The 17,897-nt window shown below is 55.0% G+C and carries 14 protein-coding genes; 9 read left to right on the top strand and 5 right to left on the bottom strand.

Annotated features, from left to right (window positions below):
* Window positions 1–61 precede the first annotated feature (61 nt).
* From mraY to ftsW, 5 genes are all read left to right on the top strand, one after another.
* On the top strand, window positions 62–1,195 hold the full coding sequence (mraY, locus tag LAO76_24270; GenBank protein MBZ5494050.1) for a phospho-N-acetylmuramoyl-pentapeptide-transferase: 1,134 nt from the start codon (window positions 62–64) through the stop codon (window positions 1,193–1,195).
* A gap of 139 nt (window positions 1,196–1,334) precedes the next feature.
* Window positions 1,335–1,697: a hypothetical protein gene (locus LAO76_24275; protein ID MBZ5494051.1), complete on the top strand. Its 363-nt coding sequence runs from the start codon at window positions 1,335–1,337 to the stop codon at window positions 1,695–1,697.
* A gap of 221 nt (window positions 1,698–1,918) precedes the next feature.
* Window positions 1,919–2,995, top strand: a complete 1,077-nt coding sequence (locus LAO76_24280) for a hypothetical protein (GenBank protein ID MBZ5494052.1) — start codon at window positions 1,919–1,921, stop codon at window positions 2,993–2,995.
* Window positions 2,996–3,038: 43 nt separating this feature from the next.
* A complete protein-coding gene (gene murD, locus LAO76_24285; protein ID MBZ5494053.1) occupies window positions 3,039–4,412 on the top strand; it encodes a UDP-N-acetylmuramoyl-L-alanine--D-glutamate ligase in 1,374 nt (457 codons plus the stop codon).
* The gene (gene ftsW / locus LAO76_24290; GenBank protein MBZ5494054.1) at window positions 4,412–5,506 is read left to right on the top strand and encodes a putative lipid II flippase FtsW; all 1,095 of its coding nucleotides are present in this window, start codon (window positions 4,412–4,414) and stop codon (window positions 5,504–5,506) included. Before murD ends, ftsW begins: the two co-directional genes overlap by 1 nt.
* A 21-nt stretch (window positions 5,507–5,527) precedes the next feature.
* Here the strand turns inward: ftsW and LAO76_24295 are convergent, their stop codons facing one another.
* The 3 genes from LAO76_24295 to LAO76_24305 are packed head-to-tail and all read right to left on the bottom strand — an operon-like array spanning window position 5,528 to window position 11,276.
* Window positions 5,528–7,375 carry a glycosyltransferase family 39 protein gene (locus LAO76_24295; protein ID MBZ5494055.1) on the bottom strand — a complete coding sequence of 616 codons (1,848 nt, stop codon included), beginning with the start codon at window positions 7,373–7,375 and terminating at the stop codon, window positions 5,528–5,530.
* Window positions 7,357–9,306, bottom strand: a complete 1,950-nt coding sequence (locus LAO76_24300; protein ID MBZ5494056.1) for a tetratricopeptide repeat protein — start codon at window positions 9,304–9,306, stop codon at window positions 7,357–7,359. Before LAO76_24300 ends, LAO76_24295 begins: the two co-directional genes overlap by 19 nt.
* On the bottom strand, window positions 9,303–11,276 hold the full coding sequence (locus tag LAO76_24305) for a glycosyltransferase (GenBank protein MBZ5494057.1): 1,974 nt from the start codon (window positions 11,274–11,276) through the stop codon (window positions 9,303–9,305). Before LAO76_24305 ends, LAO76_24300 begins: the two co-directional genes overlap by 4 nt.
* Window positions 11,277–11,951: 675 nt before the next feature.
* Between LAO76_24305 and LAO76_24310 the strand changes: the two genes are divergently transcribed.
* Entirely contained in the window at window positions 11,952–12,281 is a 330-nt protein-coding gene (locus LAO76_24310; GenBank protein MBZ5494058.1) for a hypothetical protein, read from the top strand.
* A gap of 26 nt (window positions 12,282–12,307) precedes the next feature.
* On the top strand, window positions 12,308–13,834 hold the full coding sequence (locus tag LAO76_24315) for a hypothetical protein (protein MBZ5494059.1): 1,527 nt from the start codon (window positions 12,308–12,310) through the stop codon (window positions 13,832–13,834).
* Window positions 13,835–13,881: 47 nt separating this feature from the next.
* Here LAO76_24315 and LAO76_24320 read toward each other — a convergent pair whose 3' ends face one another.
* Window positions 13,882–15,180, bottom strand: a complete 1,299-nt coding sequence (locus LAO76_24320; GenBank protein ID MBZ5494060.1) for a glycosyltransferase — start codon at window positions 15,178–15,180, stop codon at window positions 13,882–13,884.
* The gene (locus LAO76_24325) at window positions 15,180–16,298 is read right to left on the bottom strand and encodes a sensor domain-containing diguanylate cyclase (GenBank protein ID MBZ5494061.1); all 1,119 of its coding nucleotides are present in this window, start codon (window positions 16,296–16,298) and stop codon (window positions 15,180–15,182) included. The genes LAO76_24320 and LAO76_24325 overlap by 1 nt, the downstream gene beginning before the upstream one ends.
* 184 nt (window positions 16,299–16,482) lie before the next feature.
* On the opposite strand from LAO76_24325, the gene LAO76_24330 reads away from it, so the two are divergent.
* Together LAO76_24330 and LAO76_24335 are read left to right on the top strand one after the other, a co-directional pair.
* Window positions 16,483–16,872, top strand: coding sequence for a hypothetical protein (locus LAO76_24330; GenBank protein MBZ5494062.1), 390 nt, complete (start codon window positions 16,483–16,485; stop codon window positions 16,870–16,872).
* A 208-nt stretch (window positions 16,873–17,080) separates the two neighbouring features.
* Window positions 17,081–17,809 carry a GvpL/GvpF family gas vesicle protein gene (locus tag LAO76_24335; GenBank protein MBZ5494063.1) on the top strand — a complete coding sequence of 243 codons (729 nt, stop codon included), beginning with the start codon at window positions 17,081–17,083 and terminating at the stop codon, window positions 17,807–17,809.
* The last annotated feature ends 88 nt before the right edge of the window (window positions 17,810–17,897 follow it).

Consider the following 17,897-nt stretch of genomic DNA (forward strand, 5'->3'; position numbering starts at 1 on the left):
TGTAAGTTGGAGATATCGTCGCGCTGCTCCCTGTAAACTGGATACTGTTTCCGGAGGACTATTGCTTTACTGGCTTCTTTATCAACGGCTATTCGCGCACTTTCCTCCTTTCCGTATTTTTCGTTACGTCACGTTCCGGACGGCGTTTGCCAGCCTCACGGCGCTCTTTATGGGCATGATTATTGGCCCGGCCATCATCAAGCAGCTGCGCGATTTCCAGATTGGCCAGTACATCCGTGAAGAAGGCCCCAAGGGGCACCAGAAAAAAGCCGGCACTCCGACCATGGGCGGAGTGCTGATCACGATCGCCATCATTGTCCCGACGCTGCTTTGGGCTGACCTTTCCAACACATATATATGGTTGGCCATCTTTTCCACCATCGCGTTTGGGGCCATTGGCTTTGCCGATGACTATATAAAGGTGGTGCGCAAGCGCAACCTGGGCCTGACCGGCAGGACTAAACTGGTGCTGCAGTTTCTGGCCGCAGGATTCGTAGGGGTTGCGCTGGTCACTTTGACCGCCACACGGCAGTATTCCACGCACCTGATGGTGCCGTTTTTCAAGCAGTTCCGTCCCGATCTGGTGATTGAGACCTTCCGCCATTATCCACACATGTGGTGGCTGGCGTTTATTCCGTTTGTGTTTTTTGTGATGCTGGTGCTGGTGGGAGCCAGCAATGCCGTGAATCTCACTGACGGGCTCGACGGGCTGGCCATTGGCTGCACGGTAATCGCCGCCGGAGCATTGACCGTCCTTACATATCTGAGCGGGCACGTCGTATTTTCTGAATACCTTGAGCTGCAGAAGATGCCGCAGGTTGCCGAGGTAACGGTCTTCTGCGGTGCCATGGTCGGCTCGAGCATCGGCTTCCTCTGGTATAACGCGCACCCGGCGGAAATTTTTATGGGCGATGTTGGCTCGCTGGCGCTGGGGGGCGCCATCGGCACTGTGGCCGTAATCATCAAGCAGGAACTGCTGCTGCCGTTCATTGGCGGGATCTTTGTGCTGGAAGCGCTTTCGGTCATCATTCAGGTGGCTTCCTACAAGCTGCGCAAGAAGCGCGTGTTCAAGATGGCGCCGCTGCACCACCACTTTGAGCTGGCGGGATGGTCGGAGTCCAAGATCATTATCCGGTTCTGGATTCTGGCTCTGATCTTTGCGCTCTTCGCGCTTACGACTCTGAAGTTGCGATAGGGGCAAAGGCTTACCACGGATCAACACTGATAACACTGATCAAAAACTTTTGTTTCCATCAGTGTCATTAGTGTTTATCAGTGGTAAAGTTTGCTTTGACGTGTGAGCAGGCGGCTATGGCTGAGATGCATCTTCTCTCTTGAAATGCTGGCTAACGTTGCTGGCCTCGCTCATTGTCGGCGCATGCTTCTTTGCTTTACGCTTCCTAGCTTTTGCTGCGACCTCTCGGCTTCCACGCCGACACGCCGGACGCCGCCCATGGCGATGGCAGGCGACCATTCCCTATGTGCTGGGATTTTCCGTGGCCCTGCGCTGCATCTCGACGTCGGCTGGATCGGGCGCGGTACGCGACGTTCCCGTGGCCCTGCCGCAGCGGCTAATGAGCGTGGGCTTCTATCGCAACGTTCGCAACCCGATATACATAGGCTTGCGCGGGCGGATCGGGCTGTGGACCGTCTTCGGAAGCGCCACGACCCGGGCCGTCATCGGAGTGTTTCTCTAGCTCTCGGCCTGCATCTCTTTGTGCGCTTCTATGAGGAGCCGAGCCTGCGGGAAAAATTCGGAGCGACTTTGAAGAGTATTGCCGCAGCGTGCCTCGCTGCTGCCGCGTTGGAGCCCCGCGAAAACTGCAATAATCCCAGTACATCAAACGTGGACTAGGGCATACCCTCGTTAAAAACGTAGAATGTAAAAAGTCTGATTTCGTGTGCCCGAGAGGTCGTTATGGAGAAAACCGTGTTCGTGATCATGCCATTTTCGGATACGCCTTCATGTATCCAAGCCCAATGGACAGAAATATTTGAAGATATTTTTCGCCCTGCGTTTTCGGATTTAGGATATGCTTGCGAGCGTGCCAAGCCTGCTATTGGCAACCTCACGGGAAGCATTGTCGATCAACTCCGGACCAGTCGCATAGTCCTGGCAGATCTAACGGACCGAAATCCAAATGTGTTTTATGAACTCGGGGTGCGCCATGCGTTGCGGCGAGGGACAATCATCGTTTCTCAAAACGAGAAATATGTCCCGTCTGATTTGCGCGGATATTGGTTCCTGACCTATGGGATTCGTCCAGCGGAAGTTCGTGAGTTTAAGGCCAGTATTGCCCGTCTGGTCAAAGAGTTCGAAGCAGCCCCCCAAAAAAGCGACAATCCGGTTGCCGAATATTTACAAAAAGAAAATTTGGTGGTTTCAGACTACGTCCAGCGGGAAAACCTGGGTAAGTTAAGCGCGCTAGCTACGGAAATTACTGGGAACATTTCCGACCTCAGGCGTGGAGGCGAATATATTTCCTTCGGCTGTCTCGAACTTCTGCTTCAAACTAGATATGTTGATCCGGGCGCGGAATTTTTGAAAGAAGGTTATGAGCTGTGGCACCTTTTAAAAACCCTCAACGCCGGAATCAAAAACCAAGAATTGGTCAAGAATGCGATCCAACATTTGGATCAATTCTATAAAGCAGTGGCAGCCGTCATCGAAAGCATACGGAAGGGGGACTTCGTAGAATCCCCCTCTGTTTCTTACATGATTTGGAAACCTGCTGCCCCCGATATCCCCGTAAACTTTGGTTCGATGCTCGACGCGACATGCGTGGATTTGGAGTTCTATGCTCCTGGCTCTGGGAAAAGTCTATTAGCGCTGGATTTCTTGAAAGAGGTTATTAAAGGTGGGCAACCTGGTGCCGAGATGCCCGCCAGCCGTATGCAGTGTTCCTATTCTCCTCGTCCATTAAAAAACCCGATGGGCAAGAGTGGGAGGATGAATAAGACAAGTTACACCAAAAATCGTGAACGAAAGAAGTAGTAACTCTCAATCAACATAATTTCATGGCACAATGGAATTTCAGATGGAGTTAAAGAACAAAAGGGTTCTGGTGGTGGGACTGGGGCGCTCCGGCGTGTCGTCGGCCATTTTTTTGCAGGAGCACGGCGCTAAGGTAATTGTTTCCGACTCCAAGGCCGAAGCCCAGTTGCAGAAAGAGGTCCCGGCGCTGCTGGATCGTGGCATATCGATAGAGACCGGCCGCCACGGCGAGCGCACCTTTCGTGACCAGGACCTGATCGTGGTAAGCCCGGGCGTTCCTTCTGACCAGCCGCAGTTGCAGCACGCGCGCTCCCTGGGAATCCCGGTGATCGGCGAAGTTGAGCTGGCGTTTCGCTTTCTGAAGGGCAAAGTCCTGGCGATCACCGGCTCCAATGGCAAGACCACCACCACGACGCTTGTCGGGGAGATTCTGGCCAAGAGCGGAAAGAAGACGCTGGTGGGCGGAAACATTGGAACACCCGTGATCTCGCTAGCCGGCCAGTCAACGCAGGACACAATGGTTGTCTTGGAAGTTTCGAGTTTTCAACTGGAAAGCATTGAACAGTTCTGCCCATGGATTGCCGCGATTCTGAACATCACGCCGGATCATCTGGATCGCCATCACACATTCGAAGCTTATGTCGCTGCGAAAGCGCGGATATTTGAAAATCAGCAATCGACCGATTTTGCAGTGCTGAATGCCGACGATCCTACCTGTGTGGGGCTTAAAGACAAGGTTAAAGGCACGCTGCTGTGGTTTAGCCGCAAGCAGCGAGTCGAGAACGGCGCATTTGTGATCGGCGATCAGATTATTTTTTGCCAGAATGGGCAGGAGCAGCAGGTGCTGGGCCGCTCTGATATTCAGCTAAAGGGTGAACACAATCTGGAGAATGTGCTGGCCGCTGTCGCCATGAGCATGGTTGCCGGATGCGCGCCGCAGCAGGTGCGGCAGGCGGTAAAGGAATTTCGTGCCGTCGAGCATCGGCTTGAGCTCGTATCGACTATCAATGGCGTTACCTTCTATAACGATTCCAAGGCCACTAACGTTGATGCCACGGTGAAAGCGCTGGAATCTTTTCCGGCGAACATCCACATTATTCTTGGCGGCAAAGACAAAGGCAGTGACTACACAGTGCTGAATCCGCTGCTGCGTGAGCGGGTGAAGCGCGCCTACCTGATTGGCGCAGCCTCAGACAAGATTGCTTCTCACCTGCAAAACTCAACGGCCATAGTGCGCTCCGGCACGCTGGAACGCGCGGTGCACCAGGCCTTTGATGCTGCCAAGCCCGGCGATGTGGTGCTGCTCGCGCCGGCATGCGCCAGCTTTGATCAGTTTGAAAATTACGAGCACCGCGGGCGCGTCTTTAAAGAACTTGTCCAGTCACTCACTCCGGTCACCACGGGAGAAAGGTCTTAGTGGCCAAAAGAGTCGGCGTAGATAAATGGATGTTCGGCTCAACTTTGCTTCTGGTTGTGATGGGCGTGCTGATGGTCTTCAGCGCGTCGGCGGTCATGGCCGGTGAAAAGTTTGGATCGCCCTACCACTTTTTATTTCGACAGCTAGGCTGGGCCCTGGCGGGGCTTGCGGCCATGTCCGTGGCCATGACGGTGGATTATCGCCGCTGGAAAAAACCAGCCATCGTGTTTTCATTGCTAGGAATCACGGCGGTGTTGTTGGTGGCGGTCTTCTTTCTTGATCGCTCGCACAACACCCACCGCTGGATCAAGCTGGGCGGCTTCATGTCATTCCAGCCGTCTGAACTGGCCAAGCCCGCGCTCATTCTCTTTCTGGCGTTCTTTCTGGAATCGCGCACCAAGTCCATGGACGACTGGCGGCACACGCTGCTGCCGGCGGTGATTCCGGCATTTCTTTTTGCCGCGCTCATCATGAAGCAGCCTGACCTGGGCACGGCGCTGGTGTGCCTAGGCGTGACCGCTGCGATTCTCTACGCGGCCGGCATGCGCCTCAGATATTTTGCCGCCGGCCTGGTGCCGATTGTCCCGGTGCTGGCTTATATGCTGATCTTCGTTCCGTGGCGGCTGGCACGCATGGTGGTTTTTTTTCATCCTGAGCGCGACCCGCAGGGAATCGGTTTTCACATCAACCAGTCATTGATCGCCGTGGGCACGGGCGGCTTGACCGGCCTAGGCCTGATGGAGGGCAAGCAGAAACTCTTCTACCTGCCCGAGCCGCATACAGATTTCATCTTTGCCGTGATTTCAGAAGAATGGGGACTGATTGGCGCGGCGCTCGTCGCCACGCTGTTTTTCATCTTTGCCTGGCGCGGATTGCGAACGTCACTCCGGGCGCGCGATCCCTTTGGCCGCTTCCTGGCCGTGGGCGTAACCACCATGATCGTGGTGCAGGCCTTCTTCAATATCAGCGTGGTGCTGGCCCTGCTGCCGACGAAAGGCATTCCTCTGCCCTTTATTTCTTATGGCGGATCAAGCTTGTTTGTGATGCTGGCGAGCGTGGGCGTCCTGCTGAACGTGAGCCAGCAGACGGAGTAGGCAGTTCATTCCTAAGCAGAGTTACTGCGGACCATGGGTGCAGTCTTCTGGGCCGCCGGCGCGCACGATTCCATAATTCATTGCCACGGCCTGAGCATGCCCACGCGAATCATACAGGCGGGCGCGCACCAAGTGTGAGCATTGTTGTTTACCCTGGCCACCCAGATAAACCTTCTGGGAGAAGGTTCCGTCGGCGGCAATGGGGACATACTCGCCCTGGCGATACCAGCGGTCGGTAAAAACTTCAACCAATGCAAACGATCCTGGTTGTGCCTGTGTCGCTATGCCACGCAGCGTGGTGGTTCCTCCGTCAATAATTGAATTGCTTGCGGGCTCTGAGATGTGGAAAGCGGAATTGTCTGCCGCAGGCTGTGAGTCTGCTTTGCCGTAAATCTCAATCCGCTGGCCCAGCGTCGGCTCGAACCCGCCCATAAGCAAGGTATAACGGCCAAGCGCAGGACGGATTGCATTATTCAGCCTTCGCGCCTCCTCGCCTATGCCGCCATCCAGAACCACATATGTGAAAGCGCCTTCCGCCACAGCGGTTTTGTAGGCTTCTTCGCCAAACAGATCGCGGCCTGAGCTATCGTGATAATAGAAGTACATGGGATCAACCATCTGGTGCTGGTTGAGAGGCGGATGAAAGTAGTAGCGGAATACCGTGTCATCTACAAGCACGCGGTCCTGCGGAGTGAGCCGGTTCTCAAAGTAGGCGAGAATGGGATCCACGTTGGGCCAGAACACAAAGCGTTCAATGCTTTGAGCCCGCCCCAGCCATCCCGCGCCCAGGGCCAGGGCCAGCGCTGCCGCAGTGCCCCAGAGCAGTTGTGCGCTGTATTTTTCCGCAAGAAGTTTTCTTACAAGAAACACTAGGCCGGCAGCCGCGAGTGGAACCAGAAAGAGCAGAGCATAGTTCACATGCTTCCAGTAGTCGTAATCGGCCCGCGACTTCCACTGAAAAACCAGAATCGCCAGCGCTCCAACCCACATCCAGATGGCGCGGATACGCCATTGCAGGCTGGCAAAAGCGGCTAGTCCGACGATGGTTATCAGCCAGAAGTCCCAGCGGCGCCAAACGTAGATATCCACTGCGTCCGGCGCTCGCAGCGAACCATAAGCGCCGCCATAAGTGAGCAGGTGAATCAGGTCCGCGCGATGCAGGACCGCGTAAGCCGCGCAGCCCGCGAATAACGGGGTCGCAAAGCAGAGCAGGGCTTTCCAGCGTTTCCATAGAGCCAGTACAACCAGCACAGGGAAGTAAATGGCCACAAGATATTTGCAGAGAAATGCCGCGAAGAATAAGGCGGCGGCGATTGCCCAATGGCGCTTCTTGTTTCCTTCCCATGCCACGGCGAACGCCCATAATCCCAGCGCGAAAAAGCAGACAGAGCCCGAATCGCGGGTTGCGATGCGCGATACCAGAACTGCCGGAGCCAGCAGGGACATTGCCAGAGCTGCAACTATGCCTACAGGCTTGGAAAACACGCGGCTGGCAAAACCATAGGTGGCTGCAACCGTGATGACGCCCAGTCCGGCGGCTAATTCACGCACAGCCAGCAGGCCGCCAATGCGGTCGGCCAGGGCCGCCATTGCCGGCCACAGATACCAGCCAAAGCTCCATTGCAGAGGCGTATCCAGCGGCGCTTCAAAATGGCGCGCAAGAAACATGCGCCCATAAACTACATAGACTGACTCGTCCATGTAAGCCGTGCTGTACAGCGGGTTCCAGAAGCGCAGGTAAATTGCGGCCACGGCTATTAGCATCAACGCCAGCCGCCGTTCCAGCCGAAAAGAATCGGCGCTGCCCGGCAAACGCTGAGCTCGCCCCGTACTTGCGAGTGCTGGTTTGTTTAGAAGTAGTGTCGCCATGCGATCCTGTAAAGGTTCCTTTGGAATGCGTTAAACACATTCAGATAGTCGTACCCTACGGTCAGTTCGTTGTTCGGGGAAATTCTCCAGAACACGTGCGTCTCAAAGCTCGAAGCAAATTGCGCATTTGAGAATGAAGATCCGGTGTCTCCAACGTTCTGCACACCTGCTGTGGTCGTGCTTTCCCAACGGAATCTGGTAGAGAAACGATGCGAAATGTTGAGGATGCCCTGATTCAGCAGGAACTGTTGCGGGCTGAAGTAACCGCCGGTAGTGCGTGAAAACGGCTGCCCCGGCTGGATATCAGCGTCGTAAGCAAAACTTGTATAGTTCACGCCATAGGCCAGACGCAGGTACGGCTGGTCATCATGGAAAGCCTTGCCTATCTGGCCCTCCACGGTATAGCGCCGGTTACTGTCAAGGTTGCGGCCGGTATTTGCGCCATCCGTGTAGTCCACTGAAAAATCCAGGTGATGAGGGGTGCTGTAGTATCCGATTCCCAGATGGGCCAGGTTTGCAAATACCTGTCCGCGAAAGACATCCGTATTGATGCCGCGGGTCGAAAGAAGCGACTCTTCCACCGGCGCTCGATCGAAGCCAAATTTCAAGACGGTGGAAGAGACTGGCCGGTAGCGCAGATCAAATCCGCCATCCACGTTCGCGGGAACGTTGTTATACGTGGTTGCTCCAACTTCAACGGCGCTGATGAACTTATCACTTGGTTCCGACTCAAGCCGGGCCCGGAAATGGTTGGTATTGAATCCAACGCCACTGGCGTCATACAGGGTGGGCTGGTAAGAGAAGATGATCCGGTTTTCCAGTCCGAGCTTGGTTGAGATCGCAACTTCCGGTCGGTAATAGCCCAGATCATTCTCCCGGCGGACGCTGAGACCTGACTCTATAAACGTTCCCAGGCCACGATGCACTTCCTGCCGTGCCTCTCTAAAGTCCGGTGTGGGACTGCCGTCAACGCCAGAGAGAGCGGAGCGGGCTTCGCCGAACATCCGCAGACCGATGTCCGCACGCGCCAGTTCGAGATTTGATTGTGGGTCTTTACCGTCGACCGCGCATGCGCGCCGCGCCAGAGTGCGCGCCGCAACATATTGACCTCGCCAGTTCAGCACCTCAGCCTGGCCTCGCAACGCCGTTACATTATTTTTATCCAAGGCCAGCACGCGCCGATAGAGATCCATCGCTTCAGAGGTGTGGCCCTGCCATGCCATCAATTGGGCCTTGCCATCCATCGCCCGTACCTGGGTGGAATCCACACTCAAAGCCCGCTCATAGCGCCCCACAGCTTCAGGCCAGGTGTCTTTGTTCCAGGAAAGAACTTGAGCCGAGTCAACCAGTAACTCCACATTGTTGGGATCAACGCGAAGCCCTTCCTCGTAAACAGCAAGTGACTCGGGCCTTGTGGTCATATTCCAGCTCAGGATTTGCGCGAGCTTGAGCCGCGAAGCAATGTCATCAGGATGGGCTTTTACGTTTTCACGCAGGCGCGCAAGCGCTGCTGGCCGATCGTTCTGGGTCCAGCTCAACACCTCGGCGTATGCCGTGCAATAATCCGGCTGGCGGCTATCGAGTTCACAGGCACGATGCAGAAGGTCAAGAGCTTCTTCGCGTCCTCCGGGCTGCCAGCTCTTCATCGACCCAAGCCGGTACAGCGCGTCCGCATTCTGCGGTTGCAGCTTAATAATTTGTTCCAGCACGGGAACGGCTTCACGCCACTTGCCGCTGCTTTCCAGCAAGGCGGCAAGAGATTGCAGCGCAGCAAGATTTTGCGGGTCCTTTTGTAGCTGGGCCCGAATCGAGGCTTCAGTGCTACCCGCAGCCCCTGCGGCGGACTGTTGGGGCTGAGCGCCAAAGGCCAACGCAGCGCAGCATACCAGCGGGAGAACAAGAGAAATGAAGTATGGCCGAGAGGTTTTCATGCGCTTTCCTCCGTCTGGCTGTCATGCGTCAGGCTCAAGACAGCGTCCTCCTTCGGGGCGACCTCCCAGAAGAGGTGTTTGGAGATTTCATCCTGATCGGCGACGGAGATTTTGTCGAACCGTATGCCGTTGGATAACTTGAGACGGCCGTTCGCCTTGTACGCCTTGTTGCGCACCACTCTTCCTGAGGTATGTACAGTGCGCTGCGGCAGCCAGAGCTCCACATCAACAGCCGTGCCTGGAACAATCGCGGTTTCAAGATTTACGGAAACACCGTTCCGGTTGAGGTCGCGCGCAAACTGTTCGCAGCGCACGATCTTCCCGGTCGGGTCAGTGAAGGAAACCTTGATGGGAGCGTCAAGATGCGAGCGGAAGCGATAGCCGGAGCGCAACTCCGTACGCCGGAGTGAGCGCCAGACCACCAAGTTCAGCATTACCAGGAACACTGCGGACCAGAAAAGATTGATGGCCAGCGCCCAGAATACGTATCCATACAAAGGAACGTGAAGGACGCGCACGGTTCCCACCACGAGTACCGCCACCAGCGCAACAATCAGTAACACCGGCAGCAGAAGCTGGCTAATGCGTGCGGAAGAAGCACGGGCTTTGGGCGTAACAGTAAATTTGCTGTCACTTTGGAACAGGCCGCCCAGGCTTCCCATAAGCACCTGCATCTTGAGCAGGTTGAAGTTTTCACTGGCGATAAAGTTGCGCACACTGCCCTGTATCAGCACGGAGCATGCAAGGTTCAGGAAGAAGTACGGCAAAAAGAAACTGGCATACGACACGGGGTCAGTAAACAACGGAAACGCCAGGAACAGGAGCGAGATGATCGGCGTTAGAACAAAAGCCAGCTTCACAAAGCTGGTCCAGTAAAAATAAAACGAGCTGAAGTAAGCCAGCTTTTGCCCGAAATTCAGCTTCGAGCTGAAAAGAGGCTTTTCCGCCCGCAATACCTGCATTGATCCTCTGCCCCAGCGGCTCCACTGCGTGGCAAAGCCTTCATAGGTCTGCGGGGCCAGTCCGCGCGCAAGGGTGCGATTGAAATACAGCACGCGCCATCCCTGCTTCTGCATTCTCAGGCCGGTGTGCATGTCTTCAGTGATGGTGTTGGTGGGGAAGCCGCCGATTTCTTCCAGGGCCTTGCGGCGGATGATCCCCGGGCTTCCACAATAAAACGCGGCGTTATGCCGGTCCTTGCCGGGTTGAATAATGCTGAAGAAGAGTTCCTGCTGCTGCCAACCGGCGCGGGTTTCCCAGTTCACCAGATGCTGGAAGGAATCCAGATTGTAAAAATTCTGGGTCGATTGCACGATGGCTACTTCTGGGTCGGCAAAGAAGCCCAGCATCTCATCAATTAAATTGGGCATGGCGACGTGATCGGCATCCAGCGTGACAATGAATTCCCCAGTCGTCTGTTTCAACGCATTGTTCAGGTTTCCGGCCTTGGCGTGCTTGTGGTCGTCGCGCGTGAGGTAGCCGCACTTGAGTTCCTGGGCCAGCAGGCGGACATCTTCGCGTCGGCCATCATCAAGAATGAAAGTTTTGTGCGGATACGTCATACCGATGGCGCAGATAACTGTTTCCCTCAACAATTCAACCGGCTCGTTGTAGGTTGGGATGAACACATCCACTTCTCGCCCAGCGAGCGGCTTGGGCGCGTGGTAATGCGTCGGGTTCCACCCAATGAAATAGAACAGGCCGCTCTCAAGAAAGCTCAGAATTTCAGCCGCCAGAAACGTGTAGAAGAAAATTTTGGCGGCCGGGTTCATGGTATGAAGGACGCGCCAGTAAAAATAGCGAAGAGTAAAAAGAGTCGCCAGCACCATGGCCAGGCGCATGATTGCCAGCTTGAGCTGCCCGTGAGGTGAAAGCTTCTTAATGGGCACTGCTGCCACAGGGGCCTGAAGGCTCCGGGGGCTGGAAATATCTGCGCGGTCATGAACGTCAGGGAGTTGTTCGCGAATCATTTGGCCTCACTAGCCGGAAAATCTGGGCCTATGGCCACCGATCGTCCGAGGCATCAAGCGTGACTTTGAGCACGCTCTTTGCAGCTTGTGCAAATTTATGCATTGAGACTACCGAACGGCGGAAAGAAAGGATGTGATTGCGGTCACCAACCGGTTTCAAAATCGTAAAAGCGACGTGAATCGCACAAATGGCGAAGCGGGCATGGAGTGGAAATATAATTACTCGCGGCTTCATCAACCAAAATCCAACGGTCACAAGCAGGGGATAAGAGACGCGGCAGTTTTTTAGAAATGACTGTAACTCTTTAAGCCTTTTCCCATGCCGTCACAAAAGCGGAACTGCGAGTAAAAACAGGATACCTAGACTATGGTGCGAATCGATGAAACAAGGCGGCAGCCGTAGATCTCATGCCAAGGCGTGACAGCAGACGGAAGGAACCAGGCAGACTCGTTATTCATTCGGGTGATCATAGTCAAAAAAGGAGTTCTCCTATTCAGAAACGCTACCGGGGCGCACCTGATAAGCTTTTCCTGGTTTCATGCAGCCCGAAGGAATAAATCAAAGTCGATGCAACGATCGGTTTTCTGGTATCACTACATGAAATCCCGGGAAAGCCCGAAAAGGGGCTTGGCAATGAAATGCGTTATTTACAAAGAACGGAAAGGGAGTGAGACATGGCTTGTAACCTCAAAGTGGATCAGAGTGGGAGTGTGGATTTTCTTGGGTCTTCTGGGGCCACTGTAACGCTTAAATTGACGGCTCCTGACGGTGTAGATGCTGAAATTGTTCATCTTCGGTATGCAGGCACCGGTGTTTCGCAGTCTCCGTTTAGTTTCACCCAGAAAAGCGGGACCAATCTTCTGGTTGTTGTAGTGGAAGCGAGCAAAGCTGGAGCTTTGATTCAACTTAGGGAAGATTGCGGGGACGGCAGCGACAACGTGCTCTCAAGCTTTCACTACGATCCACAAAATCCGGCTCCGGGATTTTTTGTTAAGAGCACATAAAAAATCGCGAGGAAAGGAACTGATCTATGGCAAAACGTGCGTTTTTTCTTTTGACCCTAATGCTTGGAGCTCTCCCGTGCTTCGCGCAGAAACACCCGATTGATAGTTACACGAGCAATGCGGACTTTAATGATGCTGCCGCCGGTGCGCCGGGAAGCCGTGACAATGCCAAGATCTTGGCCATCTTGCCCGTGAGGAAATCCACTAGTTTTGCCAATTACGTAGCGGCCAAGACCGCGAAGGTGGATTACGCTACCCTGCTGCAGGATGTGGACAAGCTGCGCTTGAACAAGCAGGTCGGCAGCGCCGCCGGGGCATCTGGTATTACCAGCCTGGTATCGAGCGTGGCGGTTCCAGCGCTGATAGGAGTAGGAGTCGAGTACGGCAGCATCCTCCAGAGCACAAATGGAAACACGACGACCTTGCGCGCCAACCTGTTGGGCGTTTCCAGAATGTTGCTTGGCGCCGAGCAGTTTCCGTACTGCCCCGTCATAGATCAAGCGGGTTGCACCTTGGCCTCGCGGTGGGCGCGCAGGTTCTCAGGCAGCGCCTCCTTCGAGAATGTGAACAATACCACCGCGACCGGCACTGCTGTGCCCGTGACCACCAATAATCCCACCGTGGTTGATTTATTTGGTGATGGATTTCGAATGGCTTCCTGGGGCGCGCGGTTTGATATTACTGCCAACGATCCCTCCGATCCTGGATACATCAGCAGGTTTAAACAAACCATTGATACGTTGCGCGGCAGCCATACACCCGCCGATCTGGCGGCAAGCGTCGAAGCTCTGTTTGGAGATACCAACATTCAACCGGTCTATCTGGCATGGCAGACTGAGACCCTTGCCATTCTGCAGGCGGCCCCGCAAGCCGAGTTCAAACAGAAGCTGGGGCAGCAGCTCGACATCCTGATTGATAAGTTGGCCACCCTGAGCCCGGACTTTTACACGAAAGTAGCGACGTTGCGCCGCGCTTCGCAGAACTATTTGTCCGAGCGGGATGATCTATTGCAGGCGATCCAGAGCCATAAATTCAGCGTTGAGTACACTAACCTGCATTCGCTGAACCAGCCCTCAACGTCGAATGTCCGCCTTATATTCTCGCACCAGCCATCCGCGGCCCCTATTCTTCTCACCGCCAACGCTGCGGTCACGTGGTACAACTCGCTCCCGGCAACAACTTCCGCCAGCCGATTGCGTGACGTTCAAGCCGCCGGGCAGCTTGACCGCAGGCTTGGCGTGATCCCGAACCTGGGAAATGCCGTAATGACATTGGCCGGGTACTACCAATGGATGAAGGAAGACGCGCTGATCACGATTGGTCCCGGCAACGTGGCTCCAGGTAGCGGAATTTTACTTCCCGGCACGGCGGCTACCCTGCTCGGCACGAAAGGTAATATCGGGGTAGTTCAGGGCCGCCTGACATTGCCAATCAATAACACCATTAAGATTCCGATTTCCGTCACCTGGTCAAATCGGAAAGAACTTATCAATGAAAGTGAAACCCGGGGACAGGTCGGCATTACGCTTGATCTCGATAGTCTGTTCAGGTAGGACGAGGGCGTGGAGTTCGCGCGTCAGAAGTCGGCCTGAGTCACGGACTATCCCCAATTTTCCGCTGTCTCCAGTCGAACCATATTGGGGCCAACGCCATTGGATTTTTTGCGGCTGGCGGCAAAGCGGTAAGCTTCGTCGTATTTCTGGCCGATAGCTGATGAGTTGCGTGTTTCATACATGAACATGCGACCGGCCGCGCCCAGAGCGGCGCGAAATTCAGGGTTGCGTCCGACGAAGGCCATGCGATAGCCAAGATCGCGCGCGTTACCGGCCTCAAACCACAGGCAGCCGCGGCCTTCAGGGCTGGCGTCGCGATTGCGCGGAACGTCGGCGGCGAGAAGAGTTTTGCCCTGCCACAGGCTTTTCATACAGGTTTCATTGGGCTGGCGGGCGGCAACGGGATTGGCGGGAACTTCTCCCATAGCCACAACAACGTGCGCGCTCTGCATGGTTGCAGGAACGTCAAACTGGTGGACCAGCGCTACATGCTGCGAAATTCCCAGGCGCGAAGCATGCTCATTGATGGCCCGGCGCGCGCTTTCGGGCGCTTCCAGCAGCAGGTTGAACTGCGGCAGTTCATTACACGCCAGAGCAAAACCTTCCAGCACGGAAACTGCGGCGGGCGAAAGCTGCTCTTCTGCGTCGTGAGCGAACAGCGGAACGAAGAATGAAACTGAGTCAGGCGCGAAGCCGAAGCGTCGAGTTAGAAAGTCAAAATCCTGTGAAAGCGCTGGTGGCTCGTTGTCTTCACTGATAGGTTCGGGAACAAGGAAGACTGCGTCGGGCGGAGCGCCCCGTTCCAGCGCGGCTTCTTTCAGCCCGAGTGAATGCACGATTACGGCGGCGGCGCGGGAGAGAATAAATTGTTCAGCCACGCGGAAAGAGCGTCCCATCCAGCTGCCAGCTTCAACTAGGCCGGCGGAGATGGCTAGCTCTTCAATGCATGCGCCCAGGTCATAGACCACACAGCTGCAGCTCCTCACGGCAGCCATGCCTGCGGCAAAGCAATGCGCGTGGACAAGGTCAGAGGTAGTTTCAGGAGCGCAGTCGAGCAGCGACTTGCGCCAGTTGCGGACATCCTGCCAGGAACGTAGGAGTGAAAGTGAACGCGGCTGGTCCTGGTTGCCGCCGGATAGATACAGCTCCGCGGTGCCCGCTCCCTGCGGCGTTACGATAAACGGCCGCATGCCAACGGCGACTTGTCCTTCAACCACGGGCAGAACGTCGCGAGCATATTCGCAGGCATGGATAACGCGCCAGACTTTGGTCTTGGTGAAGCGGGGCAGGGTGCCAGTGGCGTCGGATTGTCCGCGCTGTTGCGCGGTAGAAAAACTTGAACTCATTATGAAACTTCGCGTCCTTGCTTGCTCAGCTCGGAATAACGCATCACGCGATTGCGGCCCGCATGCTTGGCGGCATAAAGGGCGGCGTCGGCAAATTCAATCAGGTCGCGCTTGAACTGCGCGTCAGTATCATAAACGGCCACGCCAATGCTGATTGTAAGATGCTGGACGGAGTGCGGCGAGCCGGCAAAAAATTTGGCCTGGTCCACGGCGCGCCGCAGGCGCTGGGCCACAAAGACGGCGCCGGTTTCCGTGGTTTCCGGCAGGATGATCACAAACTCTTCACCGCCATAACGGGCCACCGTATCCACTTCACGCATGTCTTTCATCAGGATTGAGGTTACGTCGCGCAAGAGCTGGTCGCCTACGTGATGGCCAAAGGTATCATTCAGCACCTTGAAGTGGTCAATATCGATCATTAGCAGTGCAAACTTTTGCTGCTTGCGTTCAGCGCGCTTGAACTCCAGTTCCAGTTGTTGCTCAAAATATCCGCGCGTGCGCAGGCCGGTAAGGTAGTCAGTAAAAGCAAAGCGCAGCAGGCCTTCATTGGCGTATTCGCGGGTAAGCAGATTTTCCGCGACAAGAGCCAGAATCCACAAAAGCTGTGCGTCTTCTTTAGTAAAAGGTTTATTAGCTCCGGCACGGAAGATCTGTATCGACCCCATCACGCGATTGCTGACAAACAGCGGCACTACCAGCGCGCAGGTCGCGCCCACTATCTGCATCAGCGCATCGGACTGGGCATTGTGGCCTTGCTCAACCAACAAAGGACGCCCATATTTAATGGCCCAGAAATTCAGGATGTTCCCGGTAGCGATTTCCTGGCCGATCTGTTTTTCCACGTTGCGCGCGATCCGCAACTCCATCAGTTCGCGGCCTTCGTCCCAGAAATAGACCATGGCCTTGTCAAACGCGCACATGTCGGCAGTCATGTCGCAGAGCAGATTAAGGGTGGCCTCTAGTTGCATTTGCAGGCCCGTAAGCATACTCATGCGTAGGATGACGTTCACATCCTCCCATCTCTTCTGGATGGTTTCCGGACGCAGCTCTGAGAACACCTCGACCACAAATCGCTCTGGCGGAGACGAGCCAAGGTCAACGGGTTCGGGGGACGGCATCGGGAACATTTTTCTAGGGGAGCTCATGGCGTGGCCCAGGGCTCTTTTCAGCCTCTTGTGAGATGCCACGCGGCGCTATAGGGAAACTTACCGAAGTGCTCTGTTTTTTTTACCCGGCAGTGGCCAAATGTACAGGGTAGGCCAAGGATGTGGGCGAGTATTAACCATTCCGACAGTGGAACTAATGGATCCAGCTATGGTATGCCAGTACATCTTTATTGTGGCCGATTGCTCAAAATCGCCCGATTTAGTTCATGCCTGGTTCCGGCTCTCACCTTGGCCGTCTGCTTGCATTATCAATCGTTTGATCCGGGAGGGTTCGAACATGGCACTCACTAAGAAAGGCCTAATCCAGGAATTGAAGCATGAAATTCATAGTCCGCTGGCCGCCATCCGCAATGCCCTGTACCTTGCGGCTGTTCGAAGTGATGATCCGGAAACGCTGCGTTACCTGACGCTGGCGGAAGTTGAGGTGTCCCGCATTGCCGCTGTCTTAAAAAATGCTAATCAAATCAAAGAAAACAAACAGGTTCGTGTGCTGATTCCGCTTATGGGCGCCGCTTCCGCCGCGTAAGGTTTACCAATCGGGAGACACAATTCACGATTTCCTCAGTTTTCATGCACAGTCTCTGTTGCATTTATTCCAGACTCAGCTTAGGATGAATCTAGTCGCCGGAAAACCCGCTGGCGCAGAATAGAAGCTCTTCGCAGTAAACTTCGCCCGATTTTTAAACAATTCACGCCGGCCCACTAAACGTTTTTCCGACAGGAGAAGCTCCCTCATGGCATGGTACGCGTACTGCATCGTTGAGCAACAAGCTGTGCAAGGTGGTATTCGCGCTCGTCGTCCCGTTCCCGTAGAAGGTCTAAAAGGTATAGCAGACGCCCAGATATTCGCGTATCCCAGCGGCGACTTTTCCGTCCTGGTAAGCGAGTACATTCCTACCGGCGATCTTGGCCAAAAGGCCCTTCTCCAACATGCGCATGTGGTCAGCGAATGCTTCAAGCGCACAACAGTTCTGCCGTTCCGTTTCGGCACGGTTTTTGATACTGACGAGGCATTGCGGCGCGCGGTCCGCCTCAATCGCAAAGCTTTCCTGGAAAGCGTTACCAAGCTGAAGGGCAAGGCTGAAATGCATCTGAAACTGTTGATTAAAGACGGTTCACTGCGTGAAGCCATGGAAGAGATCGAATTGCCCGCCACTGTGGGCAGTGAATATTTGAGCCGCCTGCGGGAAAAAGCCGTGCGGCAACGCGAACGGCAAACCAAAGCCCGTGCTCTTTCCGTCCAGGTACACAAGATTTTTTCCCCCATTGACCAGGACGTCTGCTGCCGCAAAGTTGATTCCGGTGGAATGCTTATCGATATTGCCCACCTTATTGATCACAAAAAAGTTGAGAAATACCAGAATCGCTACCAGATGGCTACCAGGCATCTGCCCGGGATCGAAGTTGTGATGAGCGGACCCTGGCCGCCTTACCACTTCATCACCGGCAAGCGCTCTTCCTGATCGACTCAGCAAACATCCAGAGACGCATTCCAAGGGTTGAAAGATCCGGCTTTCGCCCTTTTCTGTCCATGAGTCACACATGCCCAAA

It is taken from the genome of Terriglobia bacterium, assembly GCA_020072645.1.
Lineage (GTDB): Bacteria > Acidobacteriota > Terriglobia > Terriglobales > Acidobacteriaceae > Angelobacter.